At 59.0% G+C, this 19,689-nt stretch carries 18 protein-coding genes and 1 pseudogene; 14 read left to right on the top strand and 5 right to left on the bottom strand.

Annotated features, from left to right (window positions below; genetic code table 11):
* Positions 1 to 5: 5 nt before the first annotated feature.
* Positions 6 to 920, bottom strand: a complete 915-nt coding sequence (gene cynR / locus M5B43_RS06285; RefSeq protein WP_248749271.1) for a transcriptional regulator CynR — start codon at positions 918 to 920, stop codon at positions 6 to 8.
* Between the two features lie 111 nt (positions 921 to 1,031).
* On the opposite strand from cynR, the gene M5B43_RS06280 reads away from it, so the two are divergent.
* From M5B43_RS06280 to M5B43_RS06265, 4 genes are all read left to right on the top strand, one after another.
* Complete coding sequence (locus M5B43_RS06280; protein ID WP_248749270.1) at positions 1,032 to 1,673, top strand: carbonic anhydrase; 642 nt, start codon at positions 1,032 to 1,034, stop codon at positions 1,671 to 1,673.
* A 36-nt stretch (positions 1,674 to 1,709) separates the two neighbouring features.
* Positions 1,710 to 2,180 (top strand): cyanase, encoded by a 471-nt coding sequence (gene cynS / locus M5B43_RS06275; protein ID WP_248749269.1) that lies wholly within the window; start codon positions 1,710 to 1,712, stop codon positions 2,178 to 2,180.
* Between the two features lie 69 nt (positions 2,181 to 2,249).
* Positions 2,250 to 2,489: a DUF2790 domain-containing protein gene (locus tag M5B43_RS06270; RefSeq protein ID WP_248749268.1), complete on the top strand. Its 240-nt coding sequence runs from the start codon at positions 2,250 to 2,252 to the stop codon at positions 2,487 to 2,489.
* A 69-nt stretch (positions 2,490 to 2,558) separates the two neighbouring features.
* Positions 2,559 to 3,782 carry an amidohydrolase family protein gene (locus M5B43_RS06265; protein WP_248749267.1) on the top strand — a complete coding sequence of 408 codons (1,224 nt, stop codon included), beginning with the start codon at positions 2,559 to 2,561 and terminating at the stop codon, positions 3,780 to 3,782.
* Here the strand turns inward: M5B43_RS06265 and M5B43_RS06260 are convergent.
* On the bottom strand, positions 3,761 to 4,822 hold the full coding sequence (locus tag M5B43_RS06260; RefSeq protein WP_248749266.1) for an alpha/beta fold hydrolase: 1,062 nt from the start codon (positions 4,820 to 4,822) through the stop codon (positions 3,761 to 3,763). The two genes, M5B43_RS06265 and M5B43_RS06260, sit on opposite strands and share 22 nt — an antisense overlap.
* Before the next feature lie 235 nt (positions 4,823 to 5,057).
* Between M5B43_RS06260 and M5B43_RS06255 the strand changes: the two genes are divergently transcribed.
* Positions 5,058 to 5,552, top strand: coding sequence for a hypothetical protein (locus M5B43_RS06255; protein ID WP_248749265.1), 495 nt, complete (start codon positions 5,058 to 5,060; stop codon positions 5,550 to 5,552).
* Positions 5,553 to 5,615: 63 nt separating this feature from the next.
* On the top strand, positions 5,616 to 6,974 hold the full coding sequence (locus M5B43_RS06250; protein WP_248749264.1) for a hypothetical protein: 1,359 nt from the start codon (positions 5,616 to 5,618) through the stop codon (positions 6,972 to 6,974).
* Here M5B43_RS06250 and M5B43_RS06245 read toward each other — a convergent pair whose 3' ends face one another.
* Positions 6,975 to 7,379, bottom strand: a complete 405-nt coding sequence (locus M5B43_RS06245; RefSeq protein WP_248749263.1) for a hypothetical protein — start codon at positions 7,377 to 7,379, stop codon at positions 6,975 to 6,977.
* A gap of 283 nt (positions 7,380 to 7,662) precedes the next feature.
* Between M5B43_RS06245 and M5B43_RS06240 the strand changes: the two genes are divergently transcribed.
* The 3 genes and pseudogenes from M5B43_RS06240 to M5B43_RS06230 all read left to right on the top strand — a co-directional run.
* Positions 7,663 to 9,210 carry a sensor domain-containing diguanylate cyclase gene (locus M5B43_RS06240; RefSeq protein ID WP_248749262.1) on the top strand — a complete coding sequence of 516 codons (1,548 nt, stop codon included), beginning with the start codon at positions 7,663 to 7,665 and terminating at the stop codon, positions 9,208 to 9,210.
* 570 nt (positions 9,211 to 9,780) lie between these two features.
* Complete coding sequence (locus tag M5B43_RS06235) at positions 9,781 to 10,416, top strand: lytic polysaccharide monooxygenase auxiliary activity family 9 protein (RefSeq protein ID WP_248749261.1); 636 nt, start codon at positions 9,781 to 9,783, stop codon at positions 10,414 to 10,416.
* A gap of 40 nt (positions 10,417 to 10,456) precedes the next feature.
* Positions 10,457 to 11,458 (top strand): annotated as a pseudogene (locus M5B43_RS06230) (chitinase); the annotation flags it as partial.
* 188 nt (positions 11,459 to 11,646) lie between these two features.
* Here M5B43_RS06230 and gudD read toward each other — a convergent pair.
* On the bottom strand, positions 11,647 to 12,981 hold the full coding sequence (gene gudD, locus M5B43_RS06225; protein WP_248749260.1) for a glucarate dehydratase: 1,335 nt from the start codon (positions 12,979 to 12,981) through the stop codon (positions 11,647 to 11,649).
* Positions 12,982 to 13,000: 19 nt separating this feature from the next.
* On the bottom strand, positions 13,001 to 14,365 hold the full coding sequence (locus tag M5B43_RS06220) for an MFS transporter (protein WP_248749259.1): 1,365 nt from the start codon (positions 14,363 to 14,365) through the stop codon (positions 13,001 to 13,003).
* A gap of 336 nt (positions 14,366 to 14,701) precedes the next feature.
* On the opposite strand from M5B43_RS06220, the gene M5B43_RS06215 reads away from it, so the two are divergent.
* The 5 genes from M5B43_RS06215 (at position 14,702) to M5B43_RS06195 (ending at position 19,589) form a co-directional block, all read left to right on the top strand.
* Positions 14,702 to 15,412: a FadR/GntR family transcriptional regulator gene (locus tag M5B43_RS06215; protein WP_248749258.1), complete on the top strand. Its 711-nt coding sequence runs from the start codon at positions 14,702 to 14,704 to the stop codon at positions 15,410 to 15,412.
* A gap of 55 nt (positions 15,413 to 15,467) precedes the next feature.
* Positions 15,468 to 16,184 carry a tRNA (adenine(22)-N(1))-methyltransferase TrmK gene (locus M5B43_RS06210; protein WP_248749257.1) on the top strand — a complete coding sequence of 239 codons (717 nt, stop codon included), beginning with the start codon at positions 15,468 to 15,470 and terminating at the stop codon, positions 16,182 to 16,184.
* Between the two features lie 118 nt (positions 16,185 to 16,302).
* Complete coding sequence (locus tag M5B43_RS06205) at positions 16,303 to 16,605, top strand: DUF3144 domain-containing protein (protein WP_248749256.1); 303 nt, start codon at positions 16,303 to 16,305, stop codon at positions 16,603 to 16,605.
* 194 nt (positions 16,606 to 16,799) lie between these two features.
* Entirely contained in the window at positions 16,800 to 18,857 is a 2,058-nt protein-coding gene (locus M5B43_RS06200; protein WP_248749255.1) for a methyl-accepting chemotaxis protein, read from the top strand.
* A gap of 105 nt (positions 18,858 to 18,962) precedes the next feature.
* Complete coding sequence (locus tag M5B43_RS06195) at positions 18,963 to 19,589, top strand: glutathione S-transferase (RefSeq protein ID WP_248749254.1); 627 nt, start codon at positions 18,963 to 18,965, stop codon at positions 19,587 to 19,589.
* The last annotated feature ends 100 nt before the right edge of the window (positions 19,590 to 19,689 follow it).

Genomic DNA, 19,689 nt, shown 5'->3' with positions numbered 1-19,689 from the left:
CCCTGTCACGCCTGCGAGGGAGAGGGGTTGTGGTGGGCGCCCAGGTCTGCGCCCACCGTCTTAGCCACCGCCATGAATGCTCGCGCTGCCGCCGACTGGTAAACCCCTTTGCGCTGCATCAGCACCGCAGTGCGTTGCAGCCGCTCTGGCCCCAACTCAATCGCCATCAATCCCGAATGCGCCCGCGCAATGGCCGCCGGCAACAGCGTCGCCAGTGTGGTTCGACGCACTACCTCGATTAACGCGCCAATCACGTTGGACTCCATCACCACGCGCGGGTGGATGCCGTGCTGGTTGCAGTAGCGATCAATCTGCTCGCGGGTGGCGAACTCCTTACTGAGCAGTATCAGTGACTCTGCATTCAGCGCCTCCAGCCCAATCGCACGCTCCCCAGCCAGCGGGTGCAGATTGCCGATTACCAGCGCGAGGGTTTCGACCAGCAGGGGAAAGGCGTCGATGTCCTGGGCGTGGGTTTGATCGAAAGCGATCCCCACATCCAGCTCATCGGCCAGCAGCTGGTTTTCCATCTGTTCCTGGGCGACCTCGCGCACGTTCAGCGTGATGTTCGGGTAGCGACCGTGAAAGGCTTCGACCAGCGGCCCGACCAGGTACGTGGTGAAGGTGGGCGTGACAGCAATTCGCAACGTTCCTCGGCTCAGGTCCCCCACGTCATGAATCGCCCGCTTGCCTTCTTGCAGTTCCTGCGCCGCCCGCAGCGCATAGCGTAGGTAAACCTCCCCGGCATCGGTCAGGCGCGTCTTGCGCCCTGAGCGGTCGAACAACGGTGCGCCGAGGCTTTCCTCCAGCTGGCGTACTTGCTGCGACAGCGCCGGCTGCGAGACATGCAGGGCCGCCGCGGCCTTGGTGAAACCCTGATGTTCCGCGACGGCAAGGAAGTAGTGGATGTGTCGTGCAAGCATGGATGAACCTATAAGATTATCTGATGTACTTGATCATATATGAGACTTTTACCTTATTTAGTGGCCTGCGTAACCTTTGATCCATCGAGTCACGGATCAACGGAGTCACCCATGCAAGACATCATCGACGGTTTCCTCAAGTTTCAACGCAACGCCTTTCCTGAACGCGCCGGCTTGTTTAAAGACCTGGCCAACCAACAGAGCCCACGGGCGCTGTTCATCTCCTGCTCCGACAGCCGGCTGGTGCCGGAGCTGGTAACGCAGCGCGAGCCGGGCGACCTGTTCGTCATCCGCAATGCCGGCAACATCGTACCGTCCTACGGCCCTGAGCCTGGCGGTGTGTCGGCGTCGGTGGAGTACGCCGTCTCGGCCTTGCAGGTCAGCGATATCGTGATCTGCGGGCATTCGGACTGCGGCGCGATGACCGCCATCGCCACCTGCAAATGCCTGGACCACATGCCCGCCGTGGCCGGCTGGTTGCGCTACGCCGATTCCGGTCGTGTGGTGAACGAGTCCCGCAATCACCTGGATGAGTCGGCCAAGGTCGCCTCCATGGTTCGTGAAAACGTGATTGCGCAGTTGGCCAATATCCAGACGCATCCCTCGGTGCGCCTCGCCCTCGAAGAGAAACGCGTGACGCTGCATGGCTGGGTCTACGACATCGAAAGCGGCTGCATTCAAGCCTTCGATGGCCACACCGGCCAGTTCGTTGCCCTGGCAGACAACCCCGCAGTGCGCGCTGTTTCCTACTAACCCGAACACACCCTTTTTACCCACGGAGATATCACCATGATTCAGTCGCAAATCAGCCAGAACGCTCGCCTTGCCCTCGCCGACGTGATCCTGTTGGCCAAGGCCCGCAAAGACCTGTCGTTCGCCCAGATCGCCGAGGGCACCGGCCTGCACGAAGCGTTTGTCACCGCCGCGTTGCTCGGTCAACACCCACTGCCCGCCAGCGCGGCGCAAGTCGTGGGCGACACCCTGGGCCTTGATGCGGATGCGGTGGCCTTGCTGCAGGCCATCCCGGTGCGCGGCAGCATCGGCAACGGTATCCCGACCGACCCGACGATCTACCGCTTCTACGAAATGATCCAGGTCTACGGCACCACGCTCAAGGCGCTGGTTCACGAGAAGTTTGGCGACGGCATCATCAGCGCCATCAACTTCAAGTTGGACATCCAGAAGGTCGATGACCCGGACGGCGGCTCCCGTGCCGTGATCACCCTGGATGGCAAGTACCTGCCGACCAAACCGTTCTGATCGCGTCATCAGCGGGCCCGGCGCTGCCGGGCCCCACTTTCCTCACGGTTTCGAAGAGGTTATTTGAAAATGAAAGCGTTATTTGTGCTGATGCTCGGCGTTTTTTGCAGCGCGGCGATGGCCGACGAGGCCATCGCGGTTGAGCATTACAGCTATTCACAATCCCTGGACATCGCCCACGTCATTTCCACCAGCGAAGTGGCGGACGTCTGTGCCGTGGTGCCCGTGCGCATGACCTACGAAGACTCCAAGGGCCAGCAGCACATTCTCGAATACCACGTGATGGGTAATGGCTGCTCCAACGGCTAAGCCGCCCACTGCTTGTTTTTTACCGTTGCCCCTGTGCGCTTGAGGGCAACCACCTTGAGGGCCGCATTCATGGACTTGATCTTTCGCAACGTACGCATCGACGACGCTCAACCGCTGATGGATGTGGCGGTGCACAACGGCAAAATCGTCGAGGTTGCACCGAACATTGCCGCCCAGGCCCGGGAGGAAATCCAGGGCCACGGCAAGGTGCTGATCCCGGGGTTTGTCGAAGGTCACCTGCACCTGGAAAAAGCCAATGTGATGCACCGCAAGGCCAATCGCTCCGGCACCCTGAAAGAAGCGATTGCCGTTACCGCCGAACTCAAACCTACCTTGACCCGGGACGACATTCTGCAGCGCTCCACCCAAGTGCTGCGTGCCCTGGTGCAGTCGGGCACTACCCACGTGCGCGCCCACGCCGAGTTCGACCCGGCACAAGGTTTTACCGGCTTTGATGTGGTGCTGGAACTGCGCGAAAAATTTCGCGACGTCATTGATATTCAGGTCGTCGCCTTCCCGCAGGAAGGCATCCTGAAACTACCGGGCATGCAGGCGATGATGGTCGAGGCCATGGAGAAGGGCGCCGATGTGGTGGGCGGTATTCCCTACAATGATGTCTCGGCGCATGAACACATCGACTACGTGTTCAGCCTGGCCAAGCGTTACGGCAAGGACATCGATTTCCATCAGGACTTTGCCGACAACGCCGAACACATGACCATTGAATACCTGGCGCACAAGACCATCGAGGAGGGCTACCAAGGGCGTGTGTGTGTCGGCCATTTGACCAGCCTGGGCGCGGTGGCACCGCACAAGCAGCGCGAGATCATTGCCTTGATCCGCGAGGCCGGAATCAGCGTCATGTGCCTGCCGGCCACCGACTTGCACCTCGGTGCTCGCGGCGACGGCCATAACGTGCGCCGCACGCTGACGCCGGTGCGAGCCCTGCGTGACGGTGGCGTGAATGTCAGCCTGGCCACCAACAATATCCGCAACGCGTTTACCCCGTTTGGCACCGGCGATTTGCTCAACATTGCGCAACTGGCCATTCCCGCGTGCCACTTGGGTGGGGCGGATGACCAAGCCACGGTGTTGTCGATGCTCACCACCCACCCGGCTAAAGCGCTGGGGCTCAAGCACTACGGGTTGGCGCCGGGTAAGGAGGCGGATCTGGTGCTGATGGATACGCAGTCGGTCAGTGATGTGATCCTCGATCTGCCGACGCGGCTGAGGGTACTTAAACGCGGGAAGGTGGTGGCGACGTCGGTGTGTCAGCGTTCGGTTGTGTTCTGATCCGGCGTCCTTGGGCTGTTCAGAAACTCGCTGATCAGCCCCACCACTTGCTGCTGAATCACCGCCCGTGGCCGAGCGCCTTCACCGTCCCGGCAAATCATGCCATCGCCCGGTGAGCTCTGCTCAATCAACACGACCGCGTTGGGTTTACAGCCCATCATAAAGCTGAAGTGTGTGGCGTCGCTGATCTCCACATAGCGTGTCGAGGCTGTGGGCAGACGCTTGACCAGGTCGGCGGACTCCACGTCCGCAGGCATATCCTCCGAGGGGGCGCCCCCCGCGATCACCAGTACGGGCACGGGCAGCGCCGCCAGGCTGGCATCGGTCATGCCGCGCGACAGGCCCAGGTCCAATGACACAACGGCGGTGACGCGCTTGTCGCTCAGGTCAGCGGCCAGTTGAGCCTTGCCAGCGGGCGTACCGGCGGGGTTCATCCGTTGGTAGACGATGCAACCGCCTAACTTGGGGTGTTCGGCGCAGTCCCGGTTGAACAGGTCGGGGTCGAAACGGGCGCCGGCGATTTCCATCACGGTCCAGCCGCCGAGGGAATGCCCCACTGCGGCAATCTGGTGGTTCGCGACGGCGCCATAGCGCGTAGGTTGAGCCAGCACCGCATCAATCGCGCGGCTCAAGTCGGCCGGCCGTTGCCATAACTGTGCGGCAGCGGCGGGGCGGCGGTCCTTGCTGGTAGTGCCCGGGTGGTTGACCGCCGCCACGATATAACCCTGATGCGCCAAGGCGCTGGCCAGCCACGCCTGATTACGCCAATTGCCCCCATAACCATGGGACACCACGACCAGAGGGTGCTCACCACCGGCCGGTGGCGCTCCGGGCACGGCCAGGGCGCCGGTGAAGACCTCGTCGTCGGCGATCAGCACAGGGCTGGCAGTGGTGGTGGCGGGATACCAGACCGCCAGTTGCAGCGGGCGGTTGTTGTTCGCGTCGAGCAGGGTGGTGGTTTTGAAGCCGATTGGGTTGTCGTCAGCCAGTGCAGAGGAGCCCAGGCAGGCCAGGAGCAGGAAGGTGAGGATGGTTTTCACGGTTTTATCGTCCTTGATGTATCGCCGCATCATGACGGGGAAGAGCCGATTTGGGTAGAGAGCAGGCGGGACTAGGACAGGGCTGACGAACGCCTACTGTTAAGTCTGACGGAGTGATCCTTAGTGTTTTTAGGACGTGGCTGGCTTACATCGGATAAGTATTCGTGCAGGGTTGGGGCGTGGATCTTACTGATTGCGAGCTAAGTGCTGGATTATTGACCCTAGGGTGATAACGATGAAAAAGCTATTGGCGGTTTTGGTCGATAGAGGTGGGCGTAAGGCATCCGTCGTTATATTGGCAATTGCGGCATGTTTCGCCAATAACGTGACCCGTGCGGAGACGGTCACTAAAGTTTTAAAACCCGATAATATCGTCGTGTTATCGAATGGCGGCGTTGGATTGGCCCAGTTTTACCTGCTGAGTACGGACTTTCAGCCAGGCACATTAACGCATCCTTGGAAGCTGCAAGGTATTGATTGGAATACGACCTCCTATCTGCAGAGTGTTGGCGAGAGGGTCCAGTTGTGCTTTTACCCTCCGTTTAATAGCGTGACACCCGTAGGCTGCGACGATATTCAACCCAACTCGTCGGGGACAGTAAGCACCTTTAATGACGAGCGCTTCGGTAACGGTACTAAAGTCATCATTCGGCACACGATAACGGGTAGTCGTGAGCCGGTAAGTCGTCCGGCAGGCAACGACACACTCATCTTTCGTTTTAATAAATAGCCGGTATTTATTGAGTGTTATTCAAGTGGCAGCGCCGCCACTACTCAGGCAAGGGGAATAGTCATGGTTGGTATCACTGCTTATCCACCGTTGCCTAGCAGCCTTTCGGCCGCGAGTGCCACAAACACCACCAGCCCGTCGTCGGCACTTTCGGCTGAGCACAACACTGATGCTTCCCTATTGGCGGGCAGCACCGGCTCCATTAACACTGTCTCGTCTCTCGCTCGTCAACTGAACGACGCGGCAACCCGGGCCGAAACCCGTCTTGATCGAGCTTCACCGGTCTCGATGGAGTCGATCAAGGGCAATGGATACTTCACCAACAGGGCGCAACACGACGCCGAAGTTCCCGATACTGATGATCCGCAATTGCGGGCGCGCGCCAGGCAGGCGACGGGTTTCCTCAACGGCTCTGACAGCAACCCGTTCAAGGGCCTCGCGCATGATCAACTCAGCCTGATTGCCCACGACGATGGCGGAACATTCACTATCAATGAGCGACGTGCCGCCTGGGAGGAGCTGAAAGCAACCGCTGTTCCGGGGCCTACCCACACGGTATCTGCAACCGGTATGGGGCGTGAACTTATGAACGCTCGCCTGTTCGCAGGCGTAGAGCCTGGCGTGGCCAATGGTGCTGAGGGCATGAGCGTCGCCAACATCGGTCGACTTCCTTTCGAGTTCCTTACTCACGATGATCGAAACCTATTGTCGCAGATGTACGTTTATGCCCAAGAACAAGGTGCTGATTTGGCCTATGTCGATAGTTTGGCGCGTGAGTTGGGTAACTATCGCCAGCACGATGATGGCCGTCTACGTGGCAACTTCAACAACGGTCATCACTACGACGCTGAGGGGCGCCAGCTCACGGTCAATTTCAACGACCGGGACGCGGCCACCGCCTCACGCCTATTGAGCAGTGCTGCTATCAACAGCACCCTTGTGGACAGGGGCTTTTTGTACCACATTCTCGACCCAGGTTTTGGGGCTCTCAGCAACACCAGCAACTTAGAATTTCTCGAACAGATGGTGACGAAATTCTCTAATGAAGCGGCAACACAAACCCCGCTTGATAGCCAGTTCGACACCTATGTGCCGGTCATCAACCTGAGCGATAACATCGTGATGACCCGGTCCCCGGACATAAAGATCCATCGAGACGATCCGCTCGTCATCAACAACAATGGCGTCTGGAGCATCACCGAAAAAGGCAAGGCGGCCGGCTATACGCTGGTCAATGGTATTGCGCAACGGCCCCCGGCCTCGGTAGCCGGCTCAACCCCTGCCGACTCAACAGCACAACGTGACATCTGGGAAGCCCTGGCGAGCACCAGCGATCAACCCGCTGAGCGAACGAATACGTTGAGCGGCCTATTCAAGTTGTTGTGGGATTCCGGCAGGCCCTGGAAGGCGCGGAAGGAGTGACTAGGGGGCTTCGAAACCCTCGTAATCCAGCGAGATTTCGTCGTCTTTCGGGTAGCTGACATACACCACCACCGCATCGCTACTGTCGACCAACGCATAAGGCCATTTACCGTTGGCCTTGCGCATCTGCTCATACAGCGGCAGGAAAAAATCCTTGGTCTGACCGCGTGGGTCGTAGGGGGCTTGTACCTGGAAAACCGGGTAGTGGCCGCCATTGCACAGTTGGATGCGCTCGAGCTGGAAGTTGTTCCTCTCCAGCAGCGCACGGGTGGGGTGCTGCCAGGTGGCGAGGTCGACGTCGTGGCAGTCCTGAGCGGTGTGGGTGTAGAGCGTGGTGTCTTTCAAGGCCGGGAGTGCGTAAGCCAGGCCGGGGAGCAACAGTAGCAGGGGCAGAAGACGCGTCATGGTGAGGGTCCAGGGAATAGGGGGCTGTGATTGTAGAAGTGCAGGTTAGCGTCGGGTTGAGTTTTTGGTAGATAGGTTATGGACGTCAAAGGTTGTGGGGGGAGGGCGTGCTTTGCGCTGTCGGTGGTTCGTGATGATCGGTCATAAGCAGCCGCTCACCCGTCTGATTTCTTCGCGGAACACAACCGCGCAGACCGCCAAACGATTGAGTCGGCACGTTCAATAGCCAGGCCAAGATCAACTATGCTTATCGCCACTATACGAGCCACATGGAAGAGGTTTTATGTTGACCAAAATCGCTTCTGTTTTTGACGTCGAATGGGCGGGTGCCAAGCTCAAAATCGGTCATGTCGTCCTCTTCGTCGCGGCCGTGTGTATCTCATTGATAGCAATAAGTATCTGGGGAGTCTTTAGCTCTCTGGAGTACCACTTGCACGAAAAAAAGATAGAGATGTCAAATCTTTCCAAGACCTTGTCATCTAGTATATCGGCCACGCTCACTCAAGCAGATACCGTGATTTTAGGGGTTAAGGAGCGACTGGAAGCTGAAGGAACCGGTGCGGAGAATTTAAAAAAACTAGGGGATATTCTAAAAATACAACAAAAGCGCCTACCTCACATTCACGGTTTCTTTATTTATGATGAGCAGGGGCGCTGGCTGTTTAACTCAAACGGCATAATCCCCGCTGGCGCAAACAACTCCGATCGTGACTACTTCATTTACCACCGCGACCACGCCGACCCGGCCACGTTTATTGGTCCATCGATATTGAGTCGCTCAACAAACGAATGGATCATAACCGTATCAAAGCGAATCAATCATCCTGATGGTAGCTTTGCAGGTGTCACGATAGCCACCCTGTATCTTAACTATTTTCTCAGCCTGTATGATGACGTAGACTTGGGAAACAATGGCATTATCAACCTTGTATCTTCAACGGGGCGAATTGTAGTACGCAAACCCTTTCGTGACGCTGATGTGGGTACCGATATTTCGAGCGGACAAGCATTTTCCCTATTAACGCCAGCGGTTAATTCGGGTACTGCAACAATAAAATCATTTGTTGATGGTGTAGAGCGGATCATCAGCTTCCGGCGTATTGATGGATACCCCCTTGTCATTATCACTGCCTTTGATAGAAGTGAAATACTTGCTGACTGGCGTAATGAATCACTCGCCAGTTTGCTTGTGTCATCCATATTACTCGTGATACTGAGCCTTCTTGGGTACCGACTCATAAAGCTGATGAGTCGGCAAATGCAGGCACAAAAAGAACTGCAGATTTCTCAGGCCATCTATATCGAAGCCAATAAAACCCTCGGCGCACTGGCTCTCAAAGATGGATTGACGGGCCTATTCAATCGCCGGCAATTTGATTTTTTCATTAGTGCTGAAGTCAGTAGAACACGAAGAAAATTAGATGACACGGCATTAATCATGATAGATGTCGATTATTTTAAAAAGTACAATGACCATTACGGTCACGTACAAGGGGATGAATGCCTGAGGGTCGTGAGTGCCATCATCAAAAAGCATGTGACCCGAACAGATGATCTTGCTGCACGGTACGGAGGCGAAGAATTCGCCATCGTTCTTCCAGGCACAGATTATGTTGGCGCTTTCCCGATCGCCGAAAAAATCCGTATCGAATTAGAGCAACGTGCAATTAAACACAATGAGTCTCCTATTGGAGTAGTGACTATCAGCGTGGGCATCGGTGCATTATCCGCCTCAACGACCGGGACGACTGAAAACCTGGTAGACATTGCTGATAAAGCGCTCTATATCGCCAAATCTAGCGGAAGAAACCGGACGGTTATTTCCAATTAACGATCCAACAGAAAACGTCCACTCATCGTCTTGCACCCAGGGCCGCTGCAGCCTCCGCCGTTAAAAAACGGCCGTCACCGGCAAACCCTGATCTAGATAGCGTCACGTCGCAGCGACCAGCCCGCTCTTGGTTTACAAAGCCTGGGACGGCTACGCAGTCCAACGGGAGCAAGCACCCTCGCCATGGTTTACCGGTTGCTGACTGGCAATACGGCTTGCCAGGTACCTTCACGTAGCCGCCTTCGATTTTCAGCGGCTCTTTGATCGAAAAGAGATACGCCCCCTTTTGCCCTGCCTCACCACATCCAGAGCGCCATTCCTTACGAACGGGATAAGGCCATTTACGCGAGAAACCGTGGTCGTTTGCGTCGGGGCCTGTAGGAAATTTACCTCTAGTGACGTAGGCTATTTCCAGAATACTGGTTTTATATCCAGTATTTTCAGGTTTTTGCACTCATGAGAAGGCAATGAGTGAAAAACGGGCCTGTGGAAAAAAAAAGCGACTCCGTTAGTTTGAAGTCCTCTCCGTCAAGAAAGGAGAGTTCTTAATCAATATCAATGGAGTTACAAATGAACAAACCACAAACCCAGACACCTCTTCGCCATGGTCGTGTCACGTCCCCTGCCAGCCGTGGCTCGGTCGCCGTGGATCTCGGCCTTTTGGCTACCTGGCAGGTCAATGAAATGGAAGGCGGCAAGAACTTCCCGGCACTGATTGCCGGTCCGTTCCCAGCGCCTTATCAAACCGACAGTGACAGCGTCACCCCACCAGCCGACGGCTTCATCCTCAGTGGCGGCAAGGCCGATGCCCGTGACTGCGTCAACTTCACCCACGAAGAAATGGCCAAGAAACTCAACCGCGCCTTCACCTGGCCGCTGCTCAATGTCGACCCGGGCCAGACCTTCAAGGTCACCTGGGAATACACCGCGGCGCACACGACCCGTGGCTACCGTTGGCTGATCACCAAGGATGGCTGGGATCCGAAACAGCGCATCACCCGTGCACAGCTGGAAACCCAGCCGTTCGCCGAAGACTTCTATACCCAGGTGCCGTACTACAGCCATGCAGGCGAACTGAAGGCCAAGGTCAATCATGAAGTGAAACTGCCGGCCAACAAAAAGGGCCAGCATGTGATCGTATTGATGTGGATCGTCGCCAACACCGGCAACGCCTTCTACCAAGCCTTCGACGTGGACTTCAAATAAGCCCGCGCCGTCAAACCCACACGTTCTGAAGGATTAGAACATGTCAAAGATTGACTTTACCTTACTCAAATCGCCGCTGAGCGATGCCGCTTCGCTGATGCCGAGCATTGCCGGCAAAAAGATCCTCATGGGCTTCTGGCACAACTGGCCTGCCGGCCCGAGCGACGGCTACCAGCGTGGCCAGTTCGCCAACATGAGCCTGGAGGACGTACCCAGGGATTACAACGTGGTGGCCGTGGCCTTCATGAAAGGCAACGGTATCCCGACCTTCAAGCCATATAACCTCTCCGACGCCGAGTTCCGTCGCCAAGTGGGCGTGCTGAACAGCCAGGGCAGGGCGGTGCTGATTTCCCTTGGCGGCGCCGATGCGCACATCGAACTGCATAAGGGCAACGAACAGCCACTGGCCAACGAGATCATCCGCCTGGTGGAAACCTATGGCTTTGATGGCCTGGACATCGATCTTGAACAGAGCGCGATTGATTTCGCCGACAACAAGACTGTCCTGCCCGCCGCGTTGAAGCGGGTCAAGGACCACTACGCCGGTCAAGGCAAACACTTCATCATCAGCATGGCGCCGGAGTTTCCGTACCTGACCACTGCCGGCAAATACATCGGTTACATCCAGGCGCTGGAGGGCTATTACGACTTCATCGCCCCGCAGTATTACAACCAGGGAGGCGACGGGATCTGGGTGCAGGAGGTCAACAACGGCAACGGCGCCTGGATTGCCCAGAACAACGACGCGATGAAAGAGGATTTTCTGTTTTACCTGACCGAAAGTCTGGTGAGCGGGACACGCGGGTTTACCAAAATCCCGGCAGACAAGTTCGTCATTGGCCTACCCGCCAACGTCGACGCGGCCGCCACCGGTTATGTGATCAACCCCACCGCCGTGACCCATGCATTCAAGCGTTTGTACGACAAAGGATTGTCGATCAAGGGCCTGATGACCTGGTCGGTGAATTGGGACAACGGGATCAACAAAGACCATGTGCCCTACAACTGGGAATTCAGCCGCCGTTATGGGCCGATGATCAACGGCACTCATCTCTCTGGTCTGGCGCAGGATGAGGCGGATCTCGAAGCCGCCAATCGGCAGTAGCGCCAAGAGGCATCTGGCAGACGTGTCTGATGTCAAACCGCTAGGCTTATGATCTGACTGTTGGCTTTATGAAATAAAATCCGATGCCTGTCTGGGCATCGGATTTTCTGCGTCAGACGCAAATTTTACCGCACCAGGCAAGGCCGTTTGTTATCAAAGCGCCAACCCGGAATCAAAAACTGCATCGCCACACTGTCATCCCGCGCGCCCAGCCCCATGCCTTTGTACAGCTCATGGGCGTTGGCCACGGCGTCCATATCGATCTCCACACCCAGGCCAGGCTTGGCCGGTACCTTCACATAACCGCCTTCGATTTTCAGCGGCTCCTGGGTCAGGCGCTGGCCGTCCTGCCAGATCCAGTGGGTATCGATAGCGGTGATGTCGCCCGGTGCGGCGGCGGCCACTTGGGTGAACATCGCCAGGGAAATGTCGAAGTGGTTGTTGGAGTGAGAACCCCAGGTCAGGCCCCAGTCGTTGCACATCTGCGCCACCCGTACCGAGCCCTGCATCGTCCAGAAGTGCGGGTCGGCGAGGGGGATGTCGACCGATTGCAGTTGGATCGCGTGGCCCATTTCGCGCCAGTCGGTGGCGATCATGTTAGTGGCCGTCTTGAGGCCGGTGGCGCGGCGGAATTCGGCCATGACTTCGCGGCCCGAGTAGCCGTTTTCTGCCCCGCAAGGGTCTTCGGCGTAGGCGAGTACGTGGTGTTGGTCACGGCACAGGCGGATGGCTTCTTTCAGTGACCACGCGCCATTCGGGTCGAGGGTGATGCGCGCCTGAGGAAAGCGTTCGGCCAGCGCGGTGACCGCTTCGATTTCTGCGTCGCCACTCAATACGCCGCCCTTGAGCTTGAAGTCGTTGAAGCCGTATTTGGCCTGGGCGGCTTCGGCCAGGCGGACGATGGCCTCGGGGGTCATGGCCTGTTCGTGACGCAGGCGAAACCACTCATCATTGCTGTCGGCTTCGTGGCGGTAGGCCAGGTCGGTGGCGGAGCGGTCTCCCACGTAGAACAGGTAACCGAGCATTTTCACGGCGTCACGTTGTTGGCCTTCGCCGAGCAATGCCGCCACCGGTACGTCGAGGAATTGGCCCAGCAGGTCGAGCAGGGCCGCTTCCACGGCGGTGACGGCATGAATGGCGATACGCAGGTCGAAGGTTTGCAGGCCGCGCCCGCCGGCGTCGCGCGAGGCAAAGGTGGTGCGCATTTGGTTGAGGGTGCGCTGGTACTGGCCAATCGGTTGGCCGATCACCAGGCTGCGCGCGTCTTCCAGGGTTTCACGGATGCGCTCGCCGCCGGGTACTTCACCCACGCCGGTATTGCCCGAGCTGTCCTTGAGTATCACGATATTGCGCGTAAAGAACGGCCCGTGGGCGCCGCTCAGGTTCATCAGCATGCTGTCGTGGCCGGCCACGGGGATGACGTGAAAGTGGGTGACCACAGGGGAGGTGGAAGTCTTCATGGCACGTTCCTAAAGAGTCTCAAAGAGGTTTGCTGATGGCCGTGCCCGTGGGCACCACGCTGGGCGAGGTCAGCGCGGCTGAGGGCGAGGTCTTGGCGAAGAACACCAGGATCGCCGCCAGCACCGACGTGCCCGCCAGGCCATAGAGGCCGCCCTGGATCGAGCCGGTGGTTTGCTCCAGGAAGCCAAACGTAGTCGGCGCCACAAAGCCACCCAGGTTGCCGATGGAGTTGATCAGCGCGATCACGGCGGCGGCGATGCGCACGTCCAGGTAGCCCTGGGGAATCGGCCAGAACAGCGATGAAGCGGATTTGAAACCGATGGCCGCAAAGCAGATGGCCACAAAGGCGAAGATCGGCCCACCCGTGGTGGACATGAACATCCCGACGGCGGCAATCAACAGGGCGGCGGCGACCCAGGCTTGCTGGAACTTGAACTTGCCTGACAGCGAAGCGAAGGCGTACATGGCGATGATCGAAATCAGCCAAGGGATGGAGTTGAAAAAGCCGACCTGTACATCACTCAGGTCGCCCATCTTCTTGATGATGCTCGGCAGCCAGAACGTCGCGGCGTAGATCGTCAGTTGGATGCAGAAATACAGGGCGCAAAACAGCAGGATCTGACGGTCTTTGAGCAGCTTGCCGAGCGTCGGCTTGACCGTGGTCAGGGCTTCACGCGCGCGCTGTTCCTCATCGATGGCGCCCACCAGCGCGTCCTGTTCTTCGCGGGTCATCCACTGGGCGTCATGGGGCTTGGAGTCCAGCCAGAACCACACAAAGAACCCCAGGGCGACGGAAGCCAAGCCTTCGAGGGCAAACATCCATTGCCAGCCATGGAAGCCAAACCCTTCGATCTGCAACAGCGCACCCGACAACGGGCCGGAGATCAGTGACGCCACCGCCGAACCACTGAGGAAGATCGCGATGGCTTTGCCGCGCTCCACGCCAGGCAGCCAGCGGGTGAAATAGTAGATCACCCCGGGGAAAAAGCCTGCTTCGGCCACACCCAGCAAAAAACGCAGGATGTAGAACTGGGTTTCGTTCTGGATGAACGCCATCAGGGTGGCAACGATGCCCCAGGTGAACATGATGCGGGTCAGCCAGATACGCGCGCCGACTTTTTGCAGCAGCAGGTTGGAAGGCACCTCGAAGAGGGCGTAGCCGATGAAGAACAACCCGGCACCCAGGCCGTAGGCCGCCGCGCCGATGCCCAGGTCATGCTCCATGTGCGTGCGCACGAAGCCGATATTGACCCGGTCGATGTAGTTGAGGATGAACATGATCACGAACAGTGGGAGCACATGGCTCTTCACTTTGCTCACGGCGCGCGTGAGGACTGAATCAACCTCTGGCGCGGCAGAGACCTGGCTTGAAGGCTTCAGCATTGAAAAACTCCCCCTGATTATTTTTATGCGGGTTTGTGTGTTTTGTTGCCAGACATCATACAAGTTGAATTCTGAGATCCGCAATGCAGTGCGGGGTGTATTTGTTCTTATAAGGGTGACGGGTGAGGCAGTGTTTTGGTTATTTATCCTATGTATGTTGGGGTTTGTAGTGGTTTTTGAAGCCCGTGGTGTAGCGCCCACGCGGTAGGGATACGTTCAGGTGAAAGTTGGCCTTGATTACTTGTCATACAAGTTGAGGGTTTTTCGTATCAACCCGGCATCACCTGCGGGCAGGGTGTTAAGCTCCGCTCAGCCCAACCCCGTGGACCCGTAGCGATGCCTATTGAAAGCGCCAACCCTGTGCGTAAACGCTCCACTAACCTGGCCCAAGGTGTGGTCGAAGCGCTGAGCCAACGCATCCTGCTGGGGCAACTCAAGCCGGGTGAAAAACTGCCCTCCGAATCCACCATCGTGCTTGAGCACGGGGTCAGCCGTACGGTGGTGCGTGAAGCGTTGTCCAAGCTGCAGGCGTCGGGGCTGGTAGAGACGCGTCACGGTATCGGCACGTTTGTGCTGGCGCAGCACGCCCAGCCTGGCTTGCGCCTGCATGTCGACACGGTTGCCAGCGTGCGCAACATGCTCGAGCTGCGCCTGGGCCTGGAAGTGCAAGCCGTGGCCCTGGCCGCGCAGCGCAGGACTGACGCGCAGTTGGCCGGGATGCGCCAAGCGCTGGACGACTATCAGGCTTCGCTGGCCAACAACGACAGCTGCGTGGAGGAGGACAAGCGCTTTCACCAACTGATCGCCGAAGCCACCGGCAATACATTTTTCACTGAGATCATGCTGCACCTGGGCAATGCGATGATCCCGCGCACCCAGGTCAAGGGCGCCGAGCGTGGCGGTGCGGACTTTGCCCAACTGGGGCAACTGGCGAACCTGGAACATGAGGCGATCCTTAACGCGATCAAACGCCAGGACCCGGACGCCGCACGCGCGGCCATGGTGCTGCACCTGACCAACAGCCGCGATCGATTTTCCGGGGCATGACACGGTGCGCCGCCCTGCGGCGGCGCTGACTTTTTGTGGTGATAAGGAACAACCGTTGAACGAACACACTTTGTCCATGCGCCTGGAGCGCGTGGCCGCGCATGTGCCGGCCGGCGCACGCCTGGCAGACATCGGCTCGGACCACGGCTACCTGCCGGTGGCGTTGATGCGCCGTGGCGTGATCGCATCGGCGGTGGCGGGTGAGGTGGCGACTACGCCGTTTCACGCAGCCAGCCGCACCGTGCGCGAAAACGGCCTGGAGCCGCACATCAGCGTGCGCCTGGCCGATGGGTTGGCGGCCATCGAGGCGGCTGACGCGATTACCGCTGTCAGCCTGTGCGGCATGGGCGGCGAGACGATCCGCGACATCCTCGACCGCGGCAAGGCGTGCCTGAGCGGGCGTGAACGCTTGATCCTGCAACCCAACGGCGGCGAGCAGCCGTTGCGCCAATGGCTGATGGACAACGGTTACCGGATCGTGTGTGAAGAGCTGCTGCGGGAAAACCGTTTCTATTACGAAATCATTGTCGCCGAGCGCGCCGAGGCCGTGACCTACAGCGCCGAGCAACTGTACTTTGGCCCACTGCAAATGCAGGCCCGCAGCCCGGAGTTCCTGGCCAAGTGGCAGCGCCTGTTGCGCCAGAAGCACAAGACGCTGGCCAGCTTCGAACTGGCCCGGCAGGCGGTGCCGCAAGACAAGGTGCAGGAGATCGCGCAGCAGGCAAAGTGGATTACCGCGTTGCTGGCTGTCTCGAAACTACCACAGGCCTAGTGTGGGCGATGTCGAGCTTCAGCGAGGCTTCGATGACGGTGGTACTGGCGACCTTGATTTTGCGGCTGCCGGATATGCTTCAATAGCAGCCATCATTTATTCACCCGGGAACCCTGCCATGGCCGACACCACCGACCAAGCTTTTTACGACCGTGCTGATGCACATATCGAACTGTCGAACGAGCAGCTCAAGGCGTGCGAAAACCTCGGCGAGGTCAGCGCCTCCATGATGTTCGGCACTACGCGCTTCAATGCCTGGGCCAGCGCGCGCAACTTCAAGTCCGGTGCAGAAATGGCCGATGCGCGGGAGGCGATGTTGAAGTATTTCTGCGACCAGTACCGAATGATGCTCGAGGATAATCTGGACGATCACATCAATCATTTCAGCCGGTACATGTTGGCCAATGCCCCCACTGAGTGAGCCACTGTCCCCGGCGGTGACAGGTCCGTTTCCAACCTGAGTGCTTTCGCCCCATTTTCGCGCACACCACCCTGCCGAGCCTTTGCCAAGCCGCCTGTTCCGGGCCTGTGACCCACGGCCCGTATCTTGCTTGGCCCTGTTTAATCAAAGACATGGCATTTTGCTTCTAGGGTTGTTCAGGGGAGTTGTGGGGCATGCAAAGACTTTTATCACCCGGTATCCGCCTGCTCGGACGTTTCGGTTTTGCGCGCAAGTTCCAGGTGCTGTTCCTGCTGTTCATGCTGCCCCTGGTCGGTAGCCTATGGATGATCGGGCAGGACTATCGCGACAAGCTGGCGGTGATTTCCAGTGAGCAGTCCGGCGTGCGCCAACTGTTGGCCCTGGACCTGCTCGACAGCCAATTGACTGCCCAACGCAACCTGGCCGCACGCTGGAAAGCCCTGGACATCCAGCACACGCCCACGCCCGCTGCCCAGGCCGCGATGGACAAGGTCGATGCCGGTAACCCGCTGCTCCTGCAAAGCCTGCAAGCCTTGGGCGAGGCACTCAAGGCCCAGAACGCCAGCGCCGACACCCTGGCGCGCTTCGACGCACTGCAGGCGACGGTCAAGGGCATGGACACCCAGTCCTTGCGCAGCGTGGGCTGGTGGCCAGACGGCTACGACCGCTTCACCACTGCCCTGACCGCGATGCAAACCCTGCGTGAGCAGATCACCCTCGACGCCGGCCTGATCCTCGACCCCTGGCTGGAAACCTACCTGCTGATGCAGATTGCCAGCCAGCACACACCGGACCTGATCGAGCGTATCGGCCGCACGGCCAGTGTCGGTGAGTCTTCCATCGCCTCCGGGCAGCTCACCTTGCAGAGCCGTTTGCAGATGCGCGACCTGCGCAGCCGTATCGGCGATGCGCGGGACCAACTGGTCAAGGCCGCCGCCTCGCTCAAGGCCAAGTCCTACCCGGACCTTGAACCGTGGGCAACACGCTATGACGGCAGCCTGCAACGGTTGGATAACGAACTCAAAGTGCTGGATGACGGCGTGTTCGGCGGCACCATCAAACTCGACACCACAGCGTTCGATCAAAGTGTCGACACCATCCTCGGCGCGTTGGGTGCGTTGCGCAGCCAGTCGCTGAGCGCGCTGGATGCACGCCTGGGCTACTACCGTGAGCGTTCGCTGCAGCACTTCCTGCCAGTGGCGGCGACGTTCAGCCTGCTGGCGCTGGCGGCGTTGTACTTGTTCATATGCCTGCAAGCCTCGATCCGTCGCAGCGCCAGCGGCATCACCACCCTGGCCGAGTCGTTGCGCGACGGCAACCTGTGCGTCGAAGTGGCGGTGCAAGGGCGCGACGAACTGGCGGTGATCAGCACCGCGCTCAACGTCGCCGTGGTGCAACTGCGCACCAGCTTGCTCGGCGTTAATCACGAAACCCAGCAACTCGGGTCCACCGTGCTGACCCTCAATACACAATCGAGCAGCACCCTCACCGAGGTCGAAGACCAGCAACAACAGATCAGCCAGATCGCCGCTGCCGCGACCCAATTGGCCGCCACGTCCATGGGCGTCGCCAGGAGTTGTGAGCAGGCTTCCGACAGCGCCCAGCACACCCGGCGTATCGCCGAAGACAGCAGCCGTGACAGCCAGCGCACCACGGCGAGTATCCAGCAGCTCAACCTGCGCCTGACCGACACCGCCAACGCCCTGGAACAGGTCAGCCAACAGGGGCAACAGATTCAATCGGTGGTCGACACCATTCGTGGGATCGCCGAACAGACCAACTTGCTGGCGCTCAATGCCGCTATCGAAGCCGCCCGTGCAGGCGAGCAAGGCCGTGGTTTTGCCGTGGTGGCCGATGAAGTGCGCAGCCTGTCGCAACGCACCCAGGCGTCGACCGCGCAAATTGCCGGCACGGTGGACAGCCTGCGCGCGACGGTCAGCCAGGCGGTCACGCTGATGAGCGCCGCGTGCGACCAGGCGCTGACCGATGCCGAGTCCGTCACGGGCTTGGGCACGCGGCTCGGCGAGATCGCCGGTGCGGTGCAAAACGTCACCGACACGCTGGCACAGATTGCGGCGGCGGTGGAAGAGCAAGCGGCGACGGCGGATGAGGTCAGCGGCAACATCCAGCAGGTAGACCAGGCGGCAGGGCGCTTGCTCGATGGCGCACGTGCGGTGAACCAGGCGGCGGACACCTTGAGCCAAGGCAGCCGGGCATTGAGTGACAATACGGCGCGGTTTCGCTTGGGGTGAGCTGCGCCCGGCTCAAACGCTCGACAGCCTATATTCATGGCACTCCACGCCAGTCGCGTAGTCTGCTCTTACACACCTCAACGTTTCGCCCATCGGAGCACCCACATGATCACCGTCCACCACCTCAACAACTCACGCTCGCAACGCATCCTCTGGTTGCTCGAAGAACTCGGCCTGCCTTACGAAATCAAGCGCTACCAGCGCGACCCGAAAACCAACCTCGCCCCGCCTGAACTCAAAGCCATCAACCCACTGGGCAAGTCCCCGGTCATCGAAGATGGCAGCCAGGTGTTGATCGAGTCCGCAGCGATCATTGACTACCTGATCCGCCGCCATGGCAAAGGCCGCCTGCAACCCGATCCCGCCACGGCCACCTATGACAAATACGTGCAATGGCTGCACTTCGCCGAAGGCTCGGCCATGTTGCCGTTGATGCTCAACCTCTACGTCGGCCGCCTGGGTGAAGCGGGCGCGCCGTTGCATCCGCGTATCGAGTCGGAAGTGGCCAACTACCTGGGCTATCTGAATGACGTGCTGGCAGACACGCCGTACCTGGTGGGTGATGAGTTGAGCGGTGCCGATATCCAGATGAGCTTTATCGGCGAGATCGCCAAGGCGCAGGGCAAGTTGCAGGCTTACCCGAACCTGGCGGCGTGGGTACAGCGCTTTCAGGCGCGCCCGGCTTATCGCAAGGCGGTGGAGCAGGGTGGGGAATACGCGTTCGCGAAATAATCGGGTTGAGGGGGGCCGGCGTGCCCCCCCCAAGCTGCATTCTTCGCACATGCCGTCGCCCGCCACGGGCTGTCATCTGTTCTTCATAAAGGCGTGCGAG

The organism is Pseudomonas sp. MWU15-20650 (assembly GCF_023242475.1).
Taxonomy (GTDB): Bacteria; Pseudomonadota; Gammaproteobacteria; order Pseudomonadales; family Pseudomonadaceae; genus Aquipseudomonas.
This window is presented reverse-complemented; position numbering and strand designations above follow the sequence as displayed.